At 69.6% G+C, this 18,315-nt stretch carries 21 protein-coding genes and 2 pseudogenes; 14 read left to right on the forward strand and 9 right to left on the reverse strand.

Annotation, left to right across the window (positions count from 1 at the left end; translation table 11 throughout):
- Positions 1 to 57 precede the first annotated feature (57 nt).
- The 3 genes from ACQUSR_RS33680 to ACQUSR_RS33690 all read right to left on the reverse strand — a co-directional run bounded on the left by ACQUSR_RS33680 (position 58) and on the right by ACQUSR_RS33690 (position 1,474).
- A complete protein-coding gene (locus ACQUSR_RS33680; RefSeq protein WP_431047180.1) occupies positions 58 to 387 on the reverse strand; it encodes a TfoX/Sxy family protein in 330 nt (109 codons plus the stop codon).
- A 4-nt stretch (positions 388 to 391) separates the two neighbouring features.
- Positions 392 to 652 (reverse strand): VOC family protein, encoded by a 261-nt coding sequence (locus ACQUSR_RS33685; protein ID WP_431047182.1) that lies wholly within the window; start codon positions 650 to 652, stop codon positions 392 to 394.
- 237 nt (positions 653 to 889) lie between these two features.
- Positions 890 to 1,474 carry a TetR/AcrR family transcriptional regulator gene (locus ACQUSR_RS33690; protein WP_431047184.1) on the reverse strand — a complete coding sequence of 195 codons (585 nt, stop codon included), beginning with the start codon at positions 1,472 to 1,474 and terminating at the stop codon, positions 890 to 892.
- A gap of 205 nt (positions 1,475 to 1,679) precedes the next feature.
- On the opposite strand from ACQUSR_RS33690, the gene ACQUSR_RS33695 reads away from it, so the two are divergent.
- From ACQUSR_RS33695 to ACQUSR_RS33720, 6 genes are all read left to right on the forward strand, one after another.
- Positions 1,680 to 1,850, forward strand: coding sequence for a hypothetical protein (locus ACQUSR_RS33695; protein WP_431047186.1), 171 nt, complete (start codon positions 1,680 to 1,682; stop codon positions 1,848 to 1,850).
- 98 nt (positions 1,851 to 1,948) lie between these two features.
- On the forward strand, positions 1,949 to 2,344 hold the full coding sequence (locus ACQUSR_RS33700; protein WP_431047188.1) for a MarR family winged helix-turn-helix transcriptional regulator: 396 nt from the start codon (positions 1,949 to 1,951) through the stop codon (positions 2,342 to 2,344).
- Positions 2,345 to 2,360: 16 nt separating this feature from the next.
- A complete protein-coding gene (locus tag ACQUSR_RS33705) occupies positions 2,361 to 2,780 on the forward strand; it encodes a tautomerase family protein (RefSeq protein ID WP_431047190.1) in 420 nt (139 codons plus the stop codon).
- Positions 2,777 to 3,658 carry a fumarylacetoacetate hydrolase family protein gene (locus ACQUSR_RS33710; RefSeq protein WP_431047192.1) on the forward strand — a complete coding sequence of 294 codons (882 nt, stop codon included), beginning with the start codon at positions 2,777 to 2,779 and terminating at the stop codon, positions 3,656 to 3,658. Before ACQUSR_RS33705 ends, ACQUSR_RS33710 begins: the two co-directional genes overlap by 4 nt.
- Positions 3,659 to 3,697: 39 nt before the next feature.
- Positions 3,698 to 4,075, forward strand: a complete 378-nt coding sequence (locus ACQUSR_RS33715; RefSeq protein WP_431047194.1) for a RidA family protein — start codon at positions 3,698 to 3,700, stop codon at positions 4,073 to 4,075.
- A gap of 2 nt (positions 4,076 to 4,077) precedes the next feature.
- Positions 4,078 to 4,962 carry a PhzF family phenazine biosynthesis protein gene (locus ACQUSR_RS33720; RefSeq protein WP_431047196.1) on the forward strand — a complete coding sequence of 295 codons (885 nt, stop codon included), beginning with the start codon at positions 4,078 to 4,080 and terminating at the stop codon, positions 4,960 to 4,962.
- Between the two features lie 12 nt (positions 4,963 to 4,974).
- Here the strand turns inward: ACQUSR_RS33720 and ACQUSR_RS33725 are convergent, their stop codons facing one another.
- Positions 4,975 to 5,892, reverse strand: a complete 918-nt coding sequence (locus tag ACQUSR_RS33725) for a LysR substrate-binding domain-containing protein (RefSeq protein WP_431047198.1) — start codon at positions 5,890 to 5,892, stop codon at positions 4,975 to 4,977.
- 157 nt (positions 5,893 to 6,049) lie between these two features.
- Here ACQUSR_RS33725 and ACQUSR_RS33730 point away from each other — a divergent pair, with 157 nt between their 5' ends.
- Both ACQUSR_RS33730 and ACQUSR_RS33735 read left to right on the forward strand, forming a co-directional pair.
- On the forward strand, positions 6,050 to 6,844 hold the full coding sequence (locus ACQUSR_RS33730; RefSeq protein ID WP_431047200.1) for an alpha/beta fold hydrolase: 795 nt from the start codon (positions 6,050 to 6,052) through the stop codon (positions 6,842 to 6,844).
- Positions 6,845 to 6,955: 111 nt separating this feature from the next.
- On the forward strand, positions 6,956 to 7,288 hold the full coding sequence (locus ACQUSR_RS33735; protein WP_431047202.1) for a sulfurtransferase TusA family protein: 333 nt from the start codon (positions 6,956 to 6,958) through the stop codon (positions 7,286 to 7,288).
- 62 nt (positions 7,289 to 7,350) lie between these two features.
- On the opposite strand, the pseudogene ACQUSR_RS33740 reads toward ACQUSR_RS33735, so the two are convergent.
- Both ACQUSR_RS33740 and ACQUSR_RS33745 read right to left on the reverse strand, forming a co-directional pair.
- Positions 7,351 to 8,312, reverse strand: a pseudogene (locus tag ACQUSR_RS33740) (MFS transporter).
- A 75-nt stretch (positions 8,313 to 8,387) separates the two neighbouring features.
- Positions 8,388 to 8,840, reverse strand: coding sequence for an Lrp/AsnC family transcriptional regulator (locus tag ACQUSR_RS33745; RefSeq protein ID WP_431047204.1), 453 nt, complete (start codon positions 8,838 to 8,840; stop codon positions 8,388 to 8,390).
- 114 nt (positions 8,841 to 8,954) lie between these two features.
- Here ACQUSR_RS33745 and ACQUSR_RS33750 point away from each other — a divergent pair, with 114 nt between their 5' ends.
- Both ACQUSR_RS33750 and ACQUSR_RS33755 read left to right on the forward strand, forming a co-directional pair.
- Entirely contained in the window at positions 8,955 to 9,875 is a 921-nt protein-coding gene (locus tag ACQUSR_RS33750) for an SMP-30/gluconolactonase/LRE family protein (protein WP_431047206.1), read from the forward strand.
- An 82-nt stretch (positions 9,876 to 9,957) separates the two neighbouring features.
- Positions 9,958 to 10,220: pseudogene (locus tag ACQUSR_RS33755) on the forward strand (helix-turn-helix domain-containing protein); the annotation flags it as partial.
- 692 nt (positions 10,221 to 10,912) lie between these two features.
- Here ACQUSR_RS33755 and ACQUSR_RS33760 read toward each other — a convergent pair.
- Positions 10,913 to 13,075 carry a protein kinase domain-containing protein gene (locus ACQUSR_RS33760; protein WP_431047208.1) on the reverse strand — a complete coding sequence of 721 codons (2,163 nt, stop codon included), beginning with the start codon at positions 13,073 to 13,075 and terminating at the stop codon, positions 10,913 to 10,915.
- 83 nt (positions 13,076 to 13,158) lie between these two features.
- Positions 13,159 to 13,731 (reverse strand): histidine phosphatase family protein, encoded by a 573-nt coding sequence (locus tag ACQUSR_RS33765; RefSeq protein WP_431048000.1) that lies wholly within the window; start codon positions 13,729 to 13,731, stop codon positions 13,159 to 13,161.
- Positions 13,732 to 13,944: 213 nt separating this feature from the next.
- Between ACQUSR_RS33765 and ACQUSR_RS33770 the strand changes: the two genes are divergently transcribed.
- The 4 genes from ACQUSR_RS33770 (at position 13,945) to ACQUSR_RS33785 (ending at position 17,671) form a co-directional block, all read left to right on the forward strand.
- Positions 13,945 to 14,178, forward strand: coding sequence for a hypothetical protein (locus ACQUSR_RS33770; RefSeq protein WP_431047210.1), 234 nt, complete (start codon positions 13,945 to 13,947; stop codon positions 14,176 to 14,178).
- 352 nt (positions 14,179 to 14,530) lie between these two features.
- Positions 14,531 to 14,821, forward strand: coding sequence for a hypothetical protein (locus ACQUSR_RS33775; protein WP_431047212.1), 291 nt, complete (start codon positions 14,531 to 14,533; stop codon positions 14,819 to 14,821).
- 610 nt (positions 14,822 to 15,431) lie between these two features.
- Positions 15,432 to 16,160 carry an alpha/beta hydrolase gene (locus ACQUSR_RS33780; protein WP_431047214.1) on the forward strand — a complete coding sequence of 243 codons (729 nt, stop codon included), beginning with the start codon at positions 15,432 to 15,434 and terminating at the stop codon, positions 16,158 to 16,160.
- A gap of 419 nt (positions 16,161 to 16,579) precedes the next feature.
- Positions 16,580 to 17,671, forward strand: coding sequence for a hypothetical protein (locus tag ACQUSR_RS33785; RefSeq protein WP_431045370.1), 1,092 nt, complete (start codon positions 16,580 to 16,582; stop codon positions 17,669 to 17,671).
- A 148-nt stretch (positions 17,672 to 17,819) separates the two neighbouring features.
- Here the strand turns inward: ACQUSR_RS33785 and ACQUSR_RS33790 are convergent, their stop codons facing one another.
- On the reverse strand, positions 17,820 to 18,281 hold the full coding sequence (locus ACQUSR_RS33790; protein WP_431047216.1) for a hypothetical protein: 462 nt from the start codon (positions 18,279 to 18,281) through the stop codon (positions 17,820 to 17,822).
- Positions 18,282 to 18,315 lie beyond the last annotated feature (34 nt).

The raw sequence follows: 18,315 nt of genomic DNA on the forward strand, positions 1-18,315 counted from the left end.
GGAAGGTGATGGCCCGCGGCGTCGCGAACCTCGCAGGGGGCGTGACGTGCGGGTGGGTCACTTGGGAGGCAGCCCGGCCGTGGCGTCCCAGGCCGCCCGCAGCCAGTCGTCCAGGACTTCGTCGTCGAGGACCTCACCCGCCACGTACACCCAGCCGCCCGAGGTTCGGCCGCGGAAGTCGTAGGGCCGCGCGCCGGACTGGGCCAGGGCGTCGTCCATGTCGTCGGGGTCGACGCGCACGAGCAGGTCGTCCCCGAACACCCCAGCCACCGTGTATCCCCGGTCGAGGAAGCAGACCGCGCCGAACATCTTCTTCTCCACGGAGTCCAGGTCGGCTTGCTCCAGGTGCTGGCGGACCCGGTCCGCCAGCACTTCGTCGTAGGCCATCAGGTCAGCCGTCGATGTCGTCGGTGCCCAGGAACGGCATCGCCTTGCCCGTCTTCCAGAACTTCGCCAGGTCGCCCGACTCCGGGTTGCCCTCCCACATCAGGCCGACCTGAGCGCCGCCGTCACCGGTTCCCATGATCGGGTAGCCGGGGATGTCGATGTCCACGCTCCACCCGAAGGTTTCGGTGTAGAACTTCCGCGCCTCGCTGTGGGCCGCATGCGGCACCGTGATGTCCACCAGATTGCAGGGGTTCGCCTTCGCCATCGCTCTTTCCTTTCAATGCCCCATATAGATCATTTGCTCACGTTTTCATGACATCTTCACCCTAGCTCATCGGTACGTACGACCGTACCAATACTCTCGAAGGAGTGGCCCGGGTCACGTCGGCCCCCAAGGCGAGAAAGCCCCCACAGCAAGAAAGACCCGCCGCTGACGCGCCAGCGGAACTGTGTGTTCCTGCGCGTCGGCGGCGGGCCGGTCCGCAACCCGCTGCGGGTCGGGCTAGGCGGGTTCCACTCCCAGTACCTGCCTCACCACCGTGAGGACCTGCTCGCGGCCGGGAGGCTCGGGCGCGGTCATCACCTGCAGGCACAGACCGTTCATCAGCGGTGGAATGCACGCCGCGAGCACGGGCCCCACCACCGGGGTCATCGCCTCGACGCTCTCCCGGGTCAGGCACGCGGCCGCCTCCCGTAGGGCCGGGCGGCGCAGCGCGGCGAGATACAGCTCGAACTCCACGACCATCCCGGTCCTGCCTTCACCCAGACAGGCCATGACGGAGTCCGCCAGTGCCTCGGCCAGCTGCTCCCGGGTGTCCTGCGCATGCTCGAGGGCCCACTGGCGCACGAAGCCGGCGAAGCGGTCCGTGGCTCGCTCGAGTGCGGCCTGGATCAGGGCCTCGCGGTCGGCGAAGTGGTAGGTCGTGGAGCTGAGCGAAACATCGGCCCGCTCGGCGATCGCCCGGTGGCTGAGACCCTCCAGGCCGCGTTCGGCGATCAGCTCCTCCGCGACCTCGGCAATGCGCTCCCGCCGATTCGGGTCATGCCGGCGCGTACGGCGCGGCCGCCGCTCGGCCTCTTCTGCCACGATCACTACCCCTTCCCAGGCGCCGATTGGTACGGACGTACGTAACAGGCAGGGTAGCGGGTCATCAACCGGTCCAACCCGCCTGTCCTACGGGCAAGCCCGCGCTACTTGACGCGCGCACCGCGGCGCGGGCGGCAGGACTCCGAGAACCGAGCGGGCAGGGGCGCCCCGGGGCAGCCGGGCACCGCAGGAAGCGCAGAAGTGAATGCGGCCCACGCCCTCCAGGATCGCGCTGCGGCGGCTACTCGCCCCGGTCGGCGTCGTCGTCCTGGCCCTCATCGACATCGTGGGGCCGGCGGCCGAACGGCCCGTCGCTGATGGAAGTCAGGCCATGCCGAGACGTCACTCACTCCGGACCGCCCTGGGCTCCGGGTAGGGCTCGGATGAATGGCTGCCGTTCCATTTTGAGATACGTGTATATACACTCATCCCATGCAGCCTGCCACGACAGAGTGCGTGTGTACCACGCTTCGTATGACCACGCGGTGGATCGACCGCCTCTACAGCCAGGCGCTGGGGGAGGCGGGACTGCGGCCCACGGGCTACGCGTTCCTCGCGCGATTGGACGCCGAGGGCCCGCTCATGGTCAGTCAGCTCGCGGACCGCCTCGCCATGGAGCGGACGACCTGCACGCGTGAGCTTCAGCCCCTGACGCGGGCCGGGCTCGTCGCTGTCGAGACCGGCGCTGACCGCCGTCAGCGCATGGTGCGGCTGACGCCCGAGGGCGTGGCGAAGCTCGCCGAGGCGCGTCCGCACTGGATGGCGGTCCAGGAAGAGGTGGCGGCGGCCTTCGGCCGGGGAGCCACCGACGACCTGCTCGGAATGCTCCGCGGTCTGCTCGCGGATGCCCAACAGCTCACTGTTCAGTAAGCATCAGGAGGAAATCATGCCTTTCGTTCGCATCTCGCTCCACACAAGAGGCGGGGACGTCGCCCGCCGTGTGGGTGACTGTGTGCACCGCGCGATGGTGGAGACGATCAGGATTCCCGAAGGGGACCGCTTCCAGATCGTCACCGAGCACGACCCCGGGGAGATCGCTTACGACCCGTCGTTCCTCGGTATCGAGCGTACGGACGGAATCATCCTGATCCAGATAACGCTCGCCGCAGGCCGCAGCCGCGAGACGAAGACCGCGCTGTACGGGGTCATCGTCACACTCCTGTCCAGCGAGCTGGAGGTGCGCCCCGAGGACGTCTTCATCAGCCTGCTGGAGGTCCCGCCGGAGAACTTCTCGTTCGGCAACGGCGAGGCCCAGTTCGCCGACCGGCTTCCGCCGCATCTGCGGCAGCCGGAGGAAGCGTCATGAGACTCGCCACGTACCGGTGCGGCGGCAGCCCGCAGGTCGGCGTCGTCGTCGGCGGCACCGTACGGGCCCTTGACCAGGTGGACGCGGGTCGTCCCCTCGCCACGATGCTCGATGTGATCGACAGGTTCGACGACGTGCGCGACCGTCTGGCCCCGGGTGCCCTGGCCGCCCCCCGGCCGTTGTCCGACGTGGAACTCCTCGCGCCCCTTCCCAGACCCGCCCGCAACATCCTGTGCGTCGGGAAGAACTACCGGGAGCACGCGGAGGAGTTCGACCGGAGCGGGTTCAACGCGTCGCCCACCGGCACCGTCCCCACCGCGCCGGTGGTCTTCACCAAGCCCCCGGAGACCGTGACAGCGCCCGGCGCGACGATCCCGCTGCCCCGCGACGTGACCGAGTGCCTGGACTACGAGGCCGAACTCGCCGTCGTTATCGGCACTGCGGGCCGTGGCATCCGTCGCGGGGAGGCCCACCGGCACATCTTCGGCTACACGATCGTCAACGACATCACCGCCAGGGACCTCCAGGCCCGGCACGGTCAGTGGTTCCTCGGCAAGGCCCTGGACTCCTCCTGCCCGATGGGGCCGTGGATCGTCACCGCCGACGACATCGACCCGGCGGCCCTGAGCGTGCGGTGCTGGGTCAACGGCGAACTGCGCCAGGAAGCAGAGACCAGCGACCTCGTCTTCGACATCCCCACCCTCATCGAGACCATCTCGGCGGGTACGACGCTGCTTCCCGGCGACGTGATCGCCACCGGGACCCCGGCGGGTGTTGGCGCGGGGTTCACTCCCGCGAGGTTCCTGGCCGACGGCGACAGCGTCCGCATCGACATCTCCGGCATCGGGACTCTGGCCAACACCGTCGTCGCCCAATGACCCAGCCCGATGGCCCAACGAATGACCCAAGGAGCACAGATGAAGCACGAAGAGATCACCACGGACGAGGTCGCGAAGCCGGTGGGCCCTTTCTCGGCCGCTGTCCGTACCGAACCCTTCATCTTCGTCAGCGGGCGGGTGGCCCAGGATCCCGCCACTGGTGCGCTGATCGACGGTGATGTGGCGGCGCAGACCGAGCAGGCTTTGCGGAACATCGACGCGGTACTCAAGGCCGGGGGTAAGACGCTCGACGACGTCGTACGGGTGGGTGTCTATCTGACCGACATGGCCGACTTCACCGCCGTGAACGGAGCGTACGAGAAGATGTTCAGCGCGCCCTACCCGGCACGCACGACGATCGGTGTCGCGGCGCTCCCGCTCGGCGCCGCTGTCGAGATCGACGTCATCGCCTGCTGACCATGGCGTACGAGTTCGTCATCGCCGACGTCTTCACGCAACAGCCGTTCGGAGGCAATCAGTTGGCCGTGTTCCCGGATGCGCGCGGGCTGTCCGGAGCGATGATGCAGGCGCTGGCAAGGGAGTTCAACTTCTCCGAGACGGCCTTCGCGTTCCCGCTCGCGCCGGGCCGCGGCTACCGCCTGCGGATCTTCGCGCCGCACGAGGAGTTGCCGTTCGCCGGTCACCCGACCATCGGTACGGCGTCCGTGCTCGCCGCGGGCGGGCACGGTGAAGCGGGTACGGCGGAGGGCAGGCTGACGTTCGAGGAGAGCATCGGCCCCGTCACGGTGGACGTCCGCGGCTCCTTCAGCCGACTGGCACTGGACATCCCCTTCGAGGCCCCCACGCACCGTCCGTCCCTGACAGCGGTCGCGGGCGCGCTCACCCTGCCCGAGGACGACATCCTGGAGTGCTGGTACGGCGGGGTCGGACTGAACTTCTGCTACGTGCGTCTGGCGTCCGCCGAGTCCGTGGACCGCGCCGTCCTGGACAGGGCGGCGTGGGCGGCGGGTATCGCCCACGGCTGGTCGCCGCACCTCTATGTGTTCGCGGGAGAGTTCCGAAGCGGCGGCACCCTGTACGCACGGGCGTTCGCTCCCGGCTCCGGGGTCGATGAGGATCCCGCCACCGGCTCCGCCTGTGCCGGGCTGGCCGGGAGCCTCGCCCGGCGATCGCGGCAGACCGAGGGCGAGCACACGCTCCGCATCGAGCAGGGGGTCCGGATGGGACGTCCCAGCCTGATCGAGGCGGGCGCCCGCACCGAGGGAGGCCGCCTCGCCGGCATCACTGTCGGAGGCTTCACCACGATCGTCGGCAAGGGCGCGCTCACCGTGCCGGATCGCTGATCGACACTGCGGTCACACGGCACTCCCAGGCCCTGCCACCGCGCCCGCGCCGACCGTCGCGTGGCAGGCATCGATCAGGGCTCGCAGCGCGGCCCGGGGCGGCCCGTTGCGCACCGCGAGGTAGGTCCGCATCACGGGCGTCGGCCCGCTCAGGGGGCGGAACGCCACGCCGGGGACATGGAGCTGGCCGACGTGCGGGGCGTAGAAGACCGTCCAGGACGGTGTGCCGTGGCCGATGGCGGCGAGGGTGTCCTGGTCGTTGGTGAACTCCGGGCCCAGGGCGGGGGTGTAGCCGGCCGACCGGCAGGAGTGCATCACCAGGTCGTGGAGCGCGGGATTGCGGGAGCGCGGGGAGAGCCGCAGCGGCAGTTCCGCGAGCTGGGCCAGTTCGATGGTCTCCCGCGCGGCCAGCTCGTGGTCCGCGGGCAGTGCCGCCATCAGTGCGTCCTGCCACAGCGGCTGGAGCTCCAGCCCGGGGGCGGTCCGTTCACCGCGCAGCAGAGCGGCGTCCAGGTCACCGGCCCGCACCTGCGCCAGGCGTTCCTCGGTGCTGCCGGTGACCAGTTCCAACTGGGCGTGGCTGGCGAGCCGGGTGAACGCGGTGAGTACGGCGTCCAGCCGGACACCCAGTCCGGAGCTGGTGCCGAGGCGCACCGTCGTGGCCCGTTCGACGCGCAGTTCGTCGATGGCCTCGCGGGCGCGTGCCTGGAGGGCGAGCATCTCCCTGGCGTAGGGGAGGAGCCGGTCGCCGGCCTCGGTGAGCCGGACGACGCGGGTGGAGCGGGCGAACAGCTCGGCACCCAGTTCACGTTCGAGCCGGCGGAGCTGCTGACTGACCGCGGACTGCACGATGTGCAGCCGCTCGGCGGCCCGGCCGAAGTGCAGTTCCTCCGCCACGGTGAGGAAGTAGCGGAGCTGACGCAGTTCCATGGTCCTTGGCCCCCCGTTCGCCGTGACCTGCACTGATCACGGTTCGCGATCAGTGTAGTCGCGGATCGGTCGTTGGCCGACGGGGGCGAGCGCGGTTGGCTGGGAACATCACGAACCGTACGGCCCGCAAGGGCCCACGAGGCAGAGGGGAACCACCATGCCCAGCCTGGAGGTCAACGGCACCACGCTCCACTACGAGGACGAGGGGACCGGTCCGGCGCTGCTGTTCCTGCACGGCTGGGGCACCAGCGGCCAAACCTGGGGCGCGCAGCTCCCCGACTTCACCCGGGACCACCGGGTCGTCACCGTCGACTGGCGGGGCTGCGGACGGTCCGCCCACCCAGCCCGCGGCAACACCACCGCCGGGGTGGTCAGCGACCTGGTGGCGCTGATCGGCGCGCTGCGGCTGGACCGGCCGGTCGTCATCGGCTCCTCGATCGGCGGGACCTTCGCCACGGAACTGGGCGTGCGACGCCCCGAGTTGACTGGAGGCGTGGTTCCGGTGGACGCGCCGGGGTACTGGCCCTCGACGGAGGCCCAGACGGAACTCGTGACCGGTCTGTGCTGTGACCGGGCCGGTACGGTCGCCGACTGGGTGCCGGGGTGGTACGCGCCGGGCGCCGCCCCCGCGCTCATCGACTGGACGGTTCGCCAGATCCTGGACTCCGGCGTCTACATCGACGAGCACCAGGCCACCGCCGACGGCTACGACCCGCGACCGGCACTGCCCGGGCTACAGGTACCGATCCACTACCTTCACGGTGAGCTGGACACCGCGATCCCCCTGGAAGTGGCCCGGACCTGTGCCGCGCTCACGCCCGACGCCGAGGTCGGCGTCATCGCCGACGCAGGCCATATGCCGCACCAGGAACGCCCCGCCGAGTTCAACGCCGCGCTGCGCGCCGCGCTCGCCCGGATGACCCCGGCCGCCCGCGCCACTGAACAGAAATGAGGAAGCGATGCTCTTCCCGCGATCAAAGCGGTCCGTGCCGGAATGGCTGCCGAGGGCCGTCAGCGCACCAGGGCTGGACCTGAGCATGCTGCTGACCGGAATGGCCCGCGCATGACCGGCTCGTCCCCGGCTCCGGCTTCCGTGCCGGAAGCAGACATCACCGTCGACGGCACCGGACTGCTCTGCGTCGCGGTCCTCTTGCGGCTGCGTGCCGGGATCGCCCAGGCCGAGCCAGGTGCCGTCGTGCATGTCATCGCGACCGATCCGGCCGCTCCACTCGACCTGGCCGCTTGGTGCCATATGACCGGCCATCACTATCTCGGGCCCGTCCTCGACGAGAAGGACAGGGGTGTGTACGCCCTCCGGCTCTCCGCCGACGCACGTCCAACCCGCCCCGATGCCCCGTGGCACCCAGCCCAACCGGACGTCGACCTACGGCCGTAACCACGTATCCCTTGTGTCCCGCCCGATGCGGCCACTGCCCGTGCGGGCCAGGGGGGCGGCGCTCAGCGACTGCGCGCTGCGACGACGACCGCTGGCACGATGGCCAGCGCCAGGATGCCACCGCCGACGGCCAGAAGAGGACAGCCGGCGGCCGTGACGACCAGGCCCGAGGCCATACCGCCCATGGCACCCGCGAGGGCGAGGCAGACATCGACCGCACCCTGCGTCCTGGCGCGGGTGGCCAACGGGACGGCATAGGTGATGATCGCGGTGTCGCTGACGAGGCCGAGACTCCAACCCGCACCCAGCAACGCGAGAGCCACCGCGAACCTGGCGGCCGCCCCCCCCGGGGGGGCGTTGGCAGCGACGGTCCGGCGGCCAGCAGGACCAGCGCGGAGGCGGCGGCGACCGTGAGCCGGCCGTACCGGTCGACGAGCCAGCCGGACAGGGGCGCAGGCAGATGCATCGCCCCGATGTGGAGCGCGATGACGAGGCCGGAGGCGGCGCTGCGGTCGCCGGCGGGCGCGGCGAGAGCGGGCCCGACCACGCCGCCCAGGGCGGTGGCGACCAGCACGGTGGACAAGGCGCGGGCGCGGTACTCGGGAGCCGCCAGGTCGGCACCGGCGTAGCGGGCCAGCAGGTTCGTGGCCGTACCGGCGCTGTAGACGAACATCGCGACGGACAACAGCACGGAGCTGCCGGCGACCGCAGCGGCGATGACGCTCACGCTGCCGACGGCACCAGCCAGATACCCGGCGGCAAGACCGGAGCGACGGCCGCGCGCTTGGGAGACATGCCCGACCACGATGGCCGCCAGCGCGGAACCGGTGATGGACAGGGCGCTGACCAGACCAGCAAGGCCGGTGGAACCGAGCATGTCCTGCGCGAGCAGGGCACTGACGGTCAGACCCGCCGCCAGTCCGGCACCGCTGAGGACCTGAGCGGCGATCAAGACGATCAGGACGCGCCGCTGCGCCTGAGACCGTGGGAGATCCTCGGCCCGAGCAGGCAGGGTATTCGTCACAAGAGAGTTCTTTCGCTAGTGCTCTGACCGGGAAGGTCTACCGGGTTGGCGCGTCATCCCTTCCCGGTCAGAGCACTAGCCGACGACCGCCCCCTGGGGAGAGACGGGCCTTTCGAAGAAGGTCTCCAGGGAGACTGTGGCCTGGGTGCCGCTTACGCCGTCAATGGCGTAGAGCCGCCGCAGTACGTCCTGGAGTTGCTCGGTGGTTGCGGTGCGCACTTTCACCAGGATGGACGCACTGCCCGCGATGACGTGCGCCTCCTGGATCTCGGGAATCGCGGCGAAGTCGGCGGCCGAGTCGCCCATCCAGGCCGAGGACTCGACCATGACGAAGGCCAGTACCCCGCGCCCCAACGCGACCGGGTCCACGTCCACCGTCGTGCGACGGATGATGCCGCGCTCGCGTAGCTTGCGTACCCGCTCGTGGGCGGCGCCTGCCGACAGGCCAACCGCCTTGCCCAGTGCGGCGTATGGCTGGGTGGCGTCCTGCTGGAGCAGTGCCACAAGCTCGCGGTCGATGTCGTCCATGCTCGCCTCTTCCGTGCCCCGGTTTTCGGTCACCTCTTGCTAAGACCATATCTCATCCTGCAATGTTCGAGATCAAGCGAATGAGATTCTGTAACAGGCGTGAAGGGAACATCCATGTCATCCGACACCCGCCCCGACATCTACGAGGTTGTGGACGAGCGGTTCCGCACCGGACGCTGCGCCAACGGGGACATGCGGCTGGAAAGGCTCTACCAGGACTGCCGTTGGGCGGAGGGCCCGCTCTACCTTCCGGCCTGGCGCCAGGCCATCTGGAGTGACATCCCCAACGACCGCATGCTGCGGTGGGACGAGGCGACCGGCACTGTCGGCCTCTTCCGCTCGCCTGCGGGCCACAGCAATGGCAACACCCTTGACCGGGAGGGCAGGTTGATCACCTGTGAGCAGGGCAACCGCCGCGTCACCCGCACTGAGCACGACGGTGCGATCACGGTCATTGCCGACCGTTTCGAAGGCAAGCGGCTCAACAGCCCCAACGACGCGACCGTGCGCTCCGACGGCTCGATCTGGTTCTCCGACCCGGACTTCGGCATCACCAGCGACTACGAGGGACACCGCGCCGAGAGCGAGATCGGCGCGTGCAACGTCTACCGAGTGGACCCGGGCACGGGACAGGTGCGCCTGGTTGCGGACGGCTTCGGCGGCCCCAACGGGCTCGTCTTCTCCCTCGACGAGCAGCAGCTGTACGTCTCCGACACCCGGGCCGGTCACATCCGCGTGTTCGATGTGCGCGAGGACGGCACGCTCTCGGACGGCAAGGTCTTCGCCGAAGCCACGGACGGTGTCGCCCGGTTCGACAACATTCGCTTCGACAAGGACAGGCGGCTGTGGGCGGCGGCCATGGCCGGTGGGGTGCACTGCTACGACCCGGACGGAACGCTGATCGGCCGGATCCGGGTTCCCGAGCCCGTCTCCAACATCGCCTTCGGCGGCCCGAAGAACAACCGCCTGTTCATCACCGCGACCACCACGCTGTACTCCCTGGTGATGTCGGTCACCGGCGCCCCCCGGATCTAGTGCTCTGACCGCGAAGGCTGGCCGGGGCGGTGGTTCCCGCGGTTGGATGTCCGGATGGGGCCGTCCGACTGCTGGAGGTGCGGTGGCCGAGCTGGTCCCTGTGCGCAGACTGACCGGCCAGGAGGGGCAGAAGCTGCAGCAGATCGTGTGCTGGGGCAGCACCAACTCGGTGCGTACCGGCGCGCGATGATGCTGCTGGCCTCGGCCGGCGGCAACCGTGTGCCGGTGATCGCGAAGCTGGTGCAGGCCGACGAGGACACCGTCGGCGACGTGATCCACCGGTTCAACGAGATCGGCCTGGCCTGCCTGGACCCTCAGTGGGCGGACAGTGCGTGGCGTGAGGTCCTCGACCCGATCCGGGAACGGACGGCCGGCCAGGAAATCATGATCTACACGCGCGACGACAGTCTGCGCCCCGAGCTCGGCCGACGCGTCAAGGCCGCGGGCCTGGAGGCCACGCTGCGCGGTTACCCCACGTGGGTCGACGGGATCGGCTGGGAAGAGCCTGTGCCGGCGGCTTCCGGAAACCACCCGCGATGGCAGAGCACGCTCGCTCAGGGGCCGCGACGCATCGGCACGTCGTGGACCAAGGACTACAAGGCGTGGCTGAAGGGCAAGTGCGCCTGACGCCGTAACGCATGGGGGAGCCGTCGGACCATGCCCAGAGTGCGGGGCATGGTCCAGCCGGGGTCACGGTTCCTACCTGCGGTTCCCCGCTGATGCTGGAGCGGGTGACGAGAATCGAACTCGCGCTCTGAGCTTGGGAATCAACGGTACCGTGCTGGAGGACACGGATGGGGCACGGGCGTGGAGGGATCGCCCCCTGAGCCGTCCCGCACAAAAGGAGGCTGGCTCGCCGAATCGCTCGGGATGACTCCGGTCAAGGGGGTTGCTGGTGCGAGTGTGCTGGGCGGCGCTCACGGCCTGCTCCTCACGTCCCCTTATCGGCCGGGCGGTCATCCGATCACCGGCCGCGGCCTTGTAGAGGGTGCTGTACTGCAGGCGATACGCCTCGACTGCTGCCGGGTGGTTCCGGGTCAGCCGGAGGGCTGGGCGTCCGGGTGCGCCGGGTCGACCGAGAAGAGCGTCTGGTCGCCGGTCAGCCCGGTGACCGTGCCGCGTACGGCGAACGCGGCGCCGCCGAGGCCCGAGACGGAGCTGTGGGGAGAGGTGTGCCAGAGCTCGGCGCCCGTGCGCAGGTCCAGTGCCACCAGCCGGCCGCTCGCACCGCACAGATACACCGCCCCGGCCTGTGCGGAGACGGTGGGAGCACCGAGACCTTCGACGGACGCCACGGTGCTCCACAGTTCCTTGCCGCTGCGCGGATCAACCATCGTGACGCGGCCGGTCTCCTGTACGAAGAAGAGCCGGCCGCCGACGAGCGTCGGCGTCCCGTCGGCGTTGGCGGGCAGCTTCAGCTCGCGCCTCTCGCCAGTGCGCGGGTTGACCCGCGACACAGCGGGGGAGGGCGACGGCTCCCACGGGTTGGCCTCAGTCCCCAACAGCAGAGTGCCGTCGTGCGCGCCGAGGACGCTCTCGGCGCCGCCGACGTCCGTCACCCGGTGTGCGTCGCCGTTCCGCTTGTCCAGCCGCATGAGGAGCGCGCCCGACCCCTCGTCGGAGTCGCGGCCGTAGCAGATGGCGTACGGGAGCCCGTCCGCCACCGTCGGGGTGCACGCGCCGCCTTCAACCGGATGAGATGTCCACAGTTCGTCGCCGGTCACCGCGTCCCGCGCGACCAGAGCCTTACCGCTCGGATCGGTGGAGACCAGCATGTCGCCCGCGAGGACAGTGGGATGGTCCTCTTCGCCACTCACGCGGTGAGCCCAAGCCACCGTGCCGGAATCCGCATGGACCGCCACCAGCCTCCGGGAGATCTCACCAGGGCTGTCGTGGAGATAGACCAAACCGCCGCGTACCGCGAGTGGCCGGTAAAAGCTGACACTCGTGCCTTCGTCGGGCGTCGCGGCCGTCACCAGCTCCTTGGCCCGCCAGTCGACGTGCCCGGTCAGCCCGTTGACGCGGACCAGCCGCACATTCCGGCCCCCGCAGAAGAACGCGTCGCCCTCGCGCACGCAGGCCGGGGAGTTCACTTCGTCGTCGGCGACGTAGAGCTGATCGCGCCCGTCCCTCGGCAGCGACACCTGCCATGGACGCCATCCCTGGGGTGGCGAAACCTTCCGCTGTGCGGCCGCCGACTGCTCGTCCGTTCGCACTCCGTTGCCGTTCGCTGTGTACAGCGCGAGCCCGCCGCCGCCGAGTCCGAGCGCCACGGCCGCGGTCAGTACCGCTAGCAAGGTGCGCCGTCGACGCCTGCCGGGGCTCGTCGGCGCGTACTCCTCCGCCTCGGCCGGCGAACCGGCCTTCGCGGCGCCTTCGACGCGCGGCGATCCGCGCTCGGGCAGCTCCCGCAGCCGCGTGAGAAGGCCCGACAGGTCCGGCCGGGCGGTGGGATCCTTGGCGAGGCAGTCCGCCACGATGCCGCGCAGCGGTTCGGCCACCTCGTCCAGTGCGGGCGCCTCGTGCACGACGTTGTACGTCGTCATGTACGGACTCTCGGCGTCGAAGGGGCCGCGGCCGCTTGCCGCGTACACCAGCAGCGTGCCCAGCGAGAAGACGTCGGAGGCAGCGGTGACCTCGCGCGGTCTGCTGAGCTGCTCGGGAGACATGAACGGCGGGGTGCCCATCACCCGGCCGGTGGTCGTCAGGGCCTGGTTGTCGCCGGCCCGGGAGATGCCGAAGTCGATGACGCGCGGGCCGTCCTCCGCCATCAGGACGTTGGCGGGCTTCAGGTCGCGGTGGACCACTCCCGCGCGGTGGATGTCGCGCAGCGCCTCGGCCAGCCCCAGCGCCAGCCGCCGCAACTCCGCGAAGTCCAACGGCCCGTGCTGCGCCAGCCGCTCCGCGAGGGTGGGCCCGGAGACGTACTGGGTCGCCATCCAGGGCCGCTCGGCGTCCGGGTCGGCGTCCACCACGGGCGCGGTGAACGCACCACTGACCCTCCGGGCCGCCGCCACCTCCTGCCGGAACCGGGTACGAAACTCCTCGTCCTCCGTGAACTGGGCATGGACGACCTTCACCGCCACCTGCCGACCGGAGGCCGAGCGCGCCAGATACACCACGCCCATCCCGCCGGAACCCAGCCGATCCAGCAGCTCGTAGTCGCCCAGCGACGCCGGATCCCCCGAACTCAGCGCCACTGCCTACCCCCTCCGTTGCCAGGACTCACAGCCTAAGCGGGCGCGGACGGGGGTCTGAAGCTGCCCCGCTCTTGGGCCCAGGCTCACGGCTGTGCACGGGGAAACTGCGGCGTCAGCTGGTGGGTGGTGAAGAGGCGGTGCTCGGTGAACTGCCAGGAGGTGCTGGCCGCGGTGGTGAAGGCGGTGGGGCCTTCTGGTAGGCGGGTGAGGACGCCGAGGAGGAGCTTGTGGGATACGGCCAGGAGAGGGCCGTGCTTCTGGGTGTTGCGGTGGAGGAAGTTGACGCAGTGGCTGGCGCGGGCGTGGAGGTCGGTGAGGCTTTCGCCGTCCTCGAAGCGCAGGGAGGGGTTGGCGAGACGGCGTTCTCGCCATGCATGGTAGGCGGGTGGATAGGTGGCGGGTGTGCGGCCGAGGACGACGCTGGATACGCGCCGTTCCGCCAGGAGGCCGGACATCGCGATGATCGGCAGGCCCGTGACGTGCGCGATGAGGGCGGCGGTCTGGCGGGCTCGGGGGATGGGGCTCGTGACGATGCCGGTGATGCCGTCCGGTAGGGGCAGGGAGCTGCGTACCTGCTCGCGTCCCTTCGTGCCGCGTCGAGTGGGGCGCGGTAGCCGGGGCGGTGGCCTTCGTAGGCGCCGTGGCGCAGGAGCCAGATGTCAGCCTTCGAATCCGGTCGGTTTCGTCCCTCACGCGGCTGCCGCGTACATCGACCACGCCGGACGCGATGGCGACGGGCCAGTGGGAGCTCGCGGACAGCCGGTGGCAGGAGACCGAGCTGCCGCTGTGGAAGCCACCGGGCGCCTGGTGCAGCGTCAACGCCTTCCACGTCCCCAATGGCGGCCGGCGAGCGGCTGCGGAACTGGTGCGTGAACTTCGAGCGCCCCACGGTCCGGATCGCCGACGGGTTCGACACCTTCGACCTCACCGTGGACCTGCGCGCTTATGCACATCAGGGCATCAATGGCCTTCGCCTTCGCATCAATGACCTCTTCCTTGTCGTCTTCCGTTCCACAAGGATGAAATGCAGCAAGGGGCGGGAAATGGCACCGCCTTTGAAGCGAGGGGAATCGGTGATGAAATGGGAATTGGGGGAGTGTTGACTGTTCGTAAGCTCGTAAGCGTCGCCGCATTGGGTGCGGCGTTCTTCGGCGCCGGAGTCCTGGCGCCGACAGCGCATGCGGAGGGGGCCGCGGCTGCGCCTCGCAAGGTCACGATGTACGTGGCCGACCCGGGGGGTGCCGACCTGTGCAAGTACCCGACCGACCGGTGTACCAAGGTTCGTCATATTCGGCAGGGAGCCCCTGTCGGTGTTGAGTGCGCGCACTCGAACCGGTACGGGTACTGGTATCGGGAGGACTCTGTCCCGTACAAGACGTGGGTGAGGGCGAAGCACTTCATATCGCCGGCCGACCCGCCGAAGGACTGCTTCTGAGCGACTGATCATCGCTCGCCGTGCTCAAGGACGCCCAAGAGGTGCTGCGTCTGCTGCCGGGGGTGGTCACCGACGTGGATACGGAGACTTACCGGGGCAAGGCCTGCGTGACGCCCGAGTCCGCGAAGGAAGCCCTGTTCGTATGGCAGGACCAGCTCACCGCCATGCTCCCCGAGCCGGCTGCCCGCGATGAACGCGTGCGCTGGCGGTGGGCTCGAGACCACGGCAGGCGCGCCGCCTGCACGCACGACCAGCGCCGCCCGGTACCCACGCTGGACCTGGAGACGGGCACATCGACCGCCGTGCGCTGATCCGGCAGCACGAGACCCCGGGCTACGGCTCCCGGGATCTCGTGCTGCACTGGTGTGTCCGGCCGGTTCAACGACCGGCCGCGGGCGGTGTCACGCCCATTCCACGCCCAGCTCCGCGAGCGCTGTCCTTTGACAATCAACTTAGTCCACCGCAATCAGCTGACCTGGGTGGACTTACTTCGATGTCAAAGGATGGTGGCGGAGGTCCGTGGGGAACGGGAGCCCGGGGTGCGCCCGGCCCACCACGGAGGCTCATGGCAGCGGCATCGTCGCAGCTGTAACGAGGGCCCGGGCAAAACCGTCCCTGACAGGGCTCCGCTTCCTACCTCCCGGCCTGCACCACACCGTGACCACACAGCCCCGAAGCCCTTGACTAAACGGTCTTGGCCTTGAGGCGAGTGGCTCCGTGGCGTCCGGCCACGGAGCCTCCGCAAAAACCCGTTGGCGGACCACGGCGGCCACTGCTACTTTTCCGGAGGCCGTGCGAGAGAACGAGGAGGTGGTACCCGTGAACGCAGTATCGACACGGGTGCTCCCCTCCGGGGTCACGGTCGGGCGATAGGTCGTCGTCCGGGAGCGCCATCTCTGAGCCCTCCCGAAAGGCACGACCATGCACTTCACCTCCGAGCAACGCCTCGACGACGGCATTCTCGAGCGCGAATTCACCCTCGGTGAGATCCTCGGCATCCTGTGGACGCCCGCATCCGCACCGGCGCCGCTGATCCTGCTCAGCCCCCCTCCCCTCGGGCTGCGCAAGACGTACCCGCGACTGGTGGCCCGAGCCCGGCACTCCGCGGCGGACGGCTTCGCCACGGCCACCATCGAGCTGCCCGGAAGCGGCGACCGGCCCCGTTGGCCCGCCGCCGAGCAGGCCCTCGCCGACCTGCGCCAGGCGATGGAGGCCGGCGAGCCGGTCAGCGACGAGATCATCGACGCCCTCATCCTCCCGCTGGTCGACAAGGCGGTCCCGGAATGGCAGGCCGCCCTGGACGCCCTCCTCTCGCTGCCCGAGATCGGCGGCCCGGTCGGGTACTCGGGGGGAGTCATCTCCATCGGCGTCCGCCTTGCGGTGGTCGAGCCGCGCATCTCGGCCGCCGTTCTGTTCGCCGGGAGTTTCGTGCCCCGCGTCATGTTCGAGGAGGCCCGCCAGGTCACCATTCCGCTGCACGTCCTGCTGCAGTGGGACGACGAAGGCAACGACCGGCAGGCGGCCCTGGACCTGTTCGACGCCTTCGGCTCCAAAGAGAAGTCCCTGCACGCCAACATGGGCGGGCACACCGGCGTCCCTCAGCACGCGGGGGACGCCGCGGCCAAGTTCTTCACCCGGCATCTGAGCTAGCCGCCGGCCACCCCCGCCGTCAGGACAGCAGCAGACGGTAGGCGGCGTCGGCCAGGATGCCGCTCATCGAGGACAGGTCCCGGCCCTCCTCGATGGCGGCGGCTGGCAGGTGCACAACCGCCCCGATCGCGGCGGTACCGCCGCGATCGGGGCGGCGCGAGGCGTGGACGCCTAAGTTCGGTGTCAGGCGCCTCGATTGGATGAAAGGGTGACTGGCTTCATGTAGATTCTCGTCGGCTGCGTCATCAGACGCCGTCCTGGCCAGTGGTTTCGCGTTTGTCTCAGTGGGCTCGGCCGCTCCTCAGTCTCAGGCCGGTGTCATTTCCTCACTGACCTCCCTCAGGCGGGGGTGGACCTCGCCGTCAGCGCAGAGCGGTTGCGAAAATCGGACGCGGCGTCCGGCGTATAGGCTGCGCGGGATGTCCGATTCGCAGGGTGCCTCGATACTCCTCGGTCCGCGGGGCCGCCGACTGTGCATGTTGGTCGCGGAGCGCAGCGGCGACATAGGGGAGGCCCTCTTCCACACCGCACTCGATCCTGCCGACGAACGGAAGCGGCGGGAGCTGGTCCGGCTGCTGGGCGGGCTGGATCCCGCCCACGCTGTCGCAGCCATGGGTGAGCAAGGGCTAATGGGCGCGCTGGGCGACAGCGCGGCCGCCGCGATGTACTGGCAGGAGCCCGACGAGGAGGACTCCCTGCTCACCCATCAGGAGTTCGTCGAGGCGCTGCGTCCGCTCGCGCAAGCGATCGAAGGCGCGCCGGAGACCGGCTGGTGGTCGGCCGCCGTGGCACCAGACGCCCAGGTGTACGTGCAGTGGGTAGAGGGGGGCCAGGACAAGCACCGCCCGCCGCCCACCCGCGCTCCGGCCGGAGCCCTGCGGGCGTGGAAGGCGGAGACGGTGAAGGACGAGCACGATGCACGATCGTTTCCCGAGGACTCCTCGGTCATCTACAGCGGGATCTGGTGGTCGACGCCACCGTCCTCCGGACTCCCCGTGACCTCACGTGCGCTGCCGTGGCTGGGTGCTGCGCAGCTCATGGCCGTCGAGGACGGGGCGGGCTGGGTACGTGCGCGGGTCTGGCCGATGCGTATGCCGAGGAACATCCGGAGCTACGAGATCACCGGGCCGCAGGCATGGACGGACCTGGTCGGGCGGTATCCCCTGCGGGTCAGCCGAGCCCGGCGGCATGACTGGGAGCGGGCCACGGGCCGCGCGGCCGAGTGGTACATCCCCGACTGGGAGGCGGTCGCCGCCGACTTCGACGCGGTGCACCTCACGGTGACGGGGTATCTGGCCACGGCGGGGCGGGCGTTGGATGTGAGCGGCACTGCAGGTGCGGGGGACACCGGCCAGCCCCATGCCACCGTGCTTGCGGGATGGGACCCGGACACGACGTACTGGCTCACCGGCTCCGCCGGCCACAGCGACTCGCCGACCGACTGGGAACTGCGCGACGTCGACGGCAGCGAGGATCCCGTGTGGGTACGGGTGGTTGACCGAACGCGTTGAAGGCTTGTGCCCTTGTGGCTTTCACTTCGCCCCGTCACCATCCCTCAATGCGCCCGTTCGACCCGGCCAACTGGGGCCGCTCGAAGTCGCCCTACCGGGCCCGCCGGTGAACGTCACAGCCACCCCTAGCTCGTGCCGGGTACGACCTTCAGCGTGCGGTAGGCATAGCCGTCCTGCAGGAACCCCGGATGCTCCCATTCGAATGCCACGCGCTGGCTGGCGCCAGCGTGTGGAGGCCGTCCAATTGGATGTCGGAGAAGTGTGCGAAGCAGCCGCCGGGCGTCTCGGGGGATTCGAGTACGCCAGCCTGCCGGCTCCACGCGAAGGTGAACGCCACTACCAGATCCGAGAGCCGTCGAAGCGGCTTGACGTCCACCACCACCGGGCCATGCTCGGTGAAGAGGGAGTAGGTCGCTATGTGCTTGCGGGCCCTCCCCTCCACCACGGCCTGCAGCGGAAACGGCTGAGCCCAGCCGGTCTCGGATCCGTGGCCGATCGGCCGTGGAGTGGCCATCCGTCGTGAGATTCGGCCACCGGATCTGAGATCCCACAATTGGTGTAGGGTCTCGCCGCTCGCGGCATAGGGGATCGTGCTGACCAGCTGCTTCATGGGCTGTCTCAGATGGTAACTGCATGCTCTTGTC

This window comes from Streptomyces sp. P1-3 (assembly GCF_050613155.1).
Taxonomy (GTDB): Bacteria; Actinomycetota; Actinomycetes; order Streptomycetales; family Streptomycetaceae; genus Streptomyces.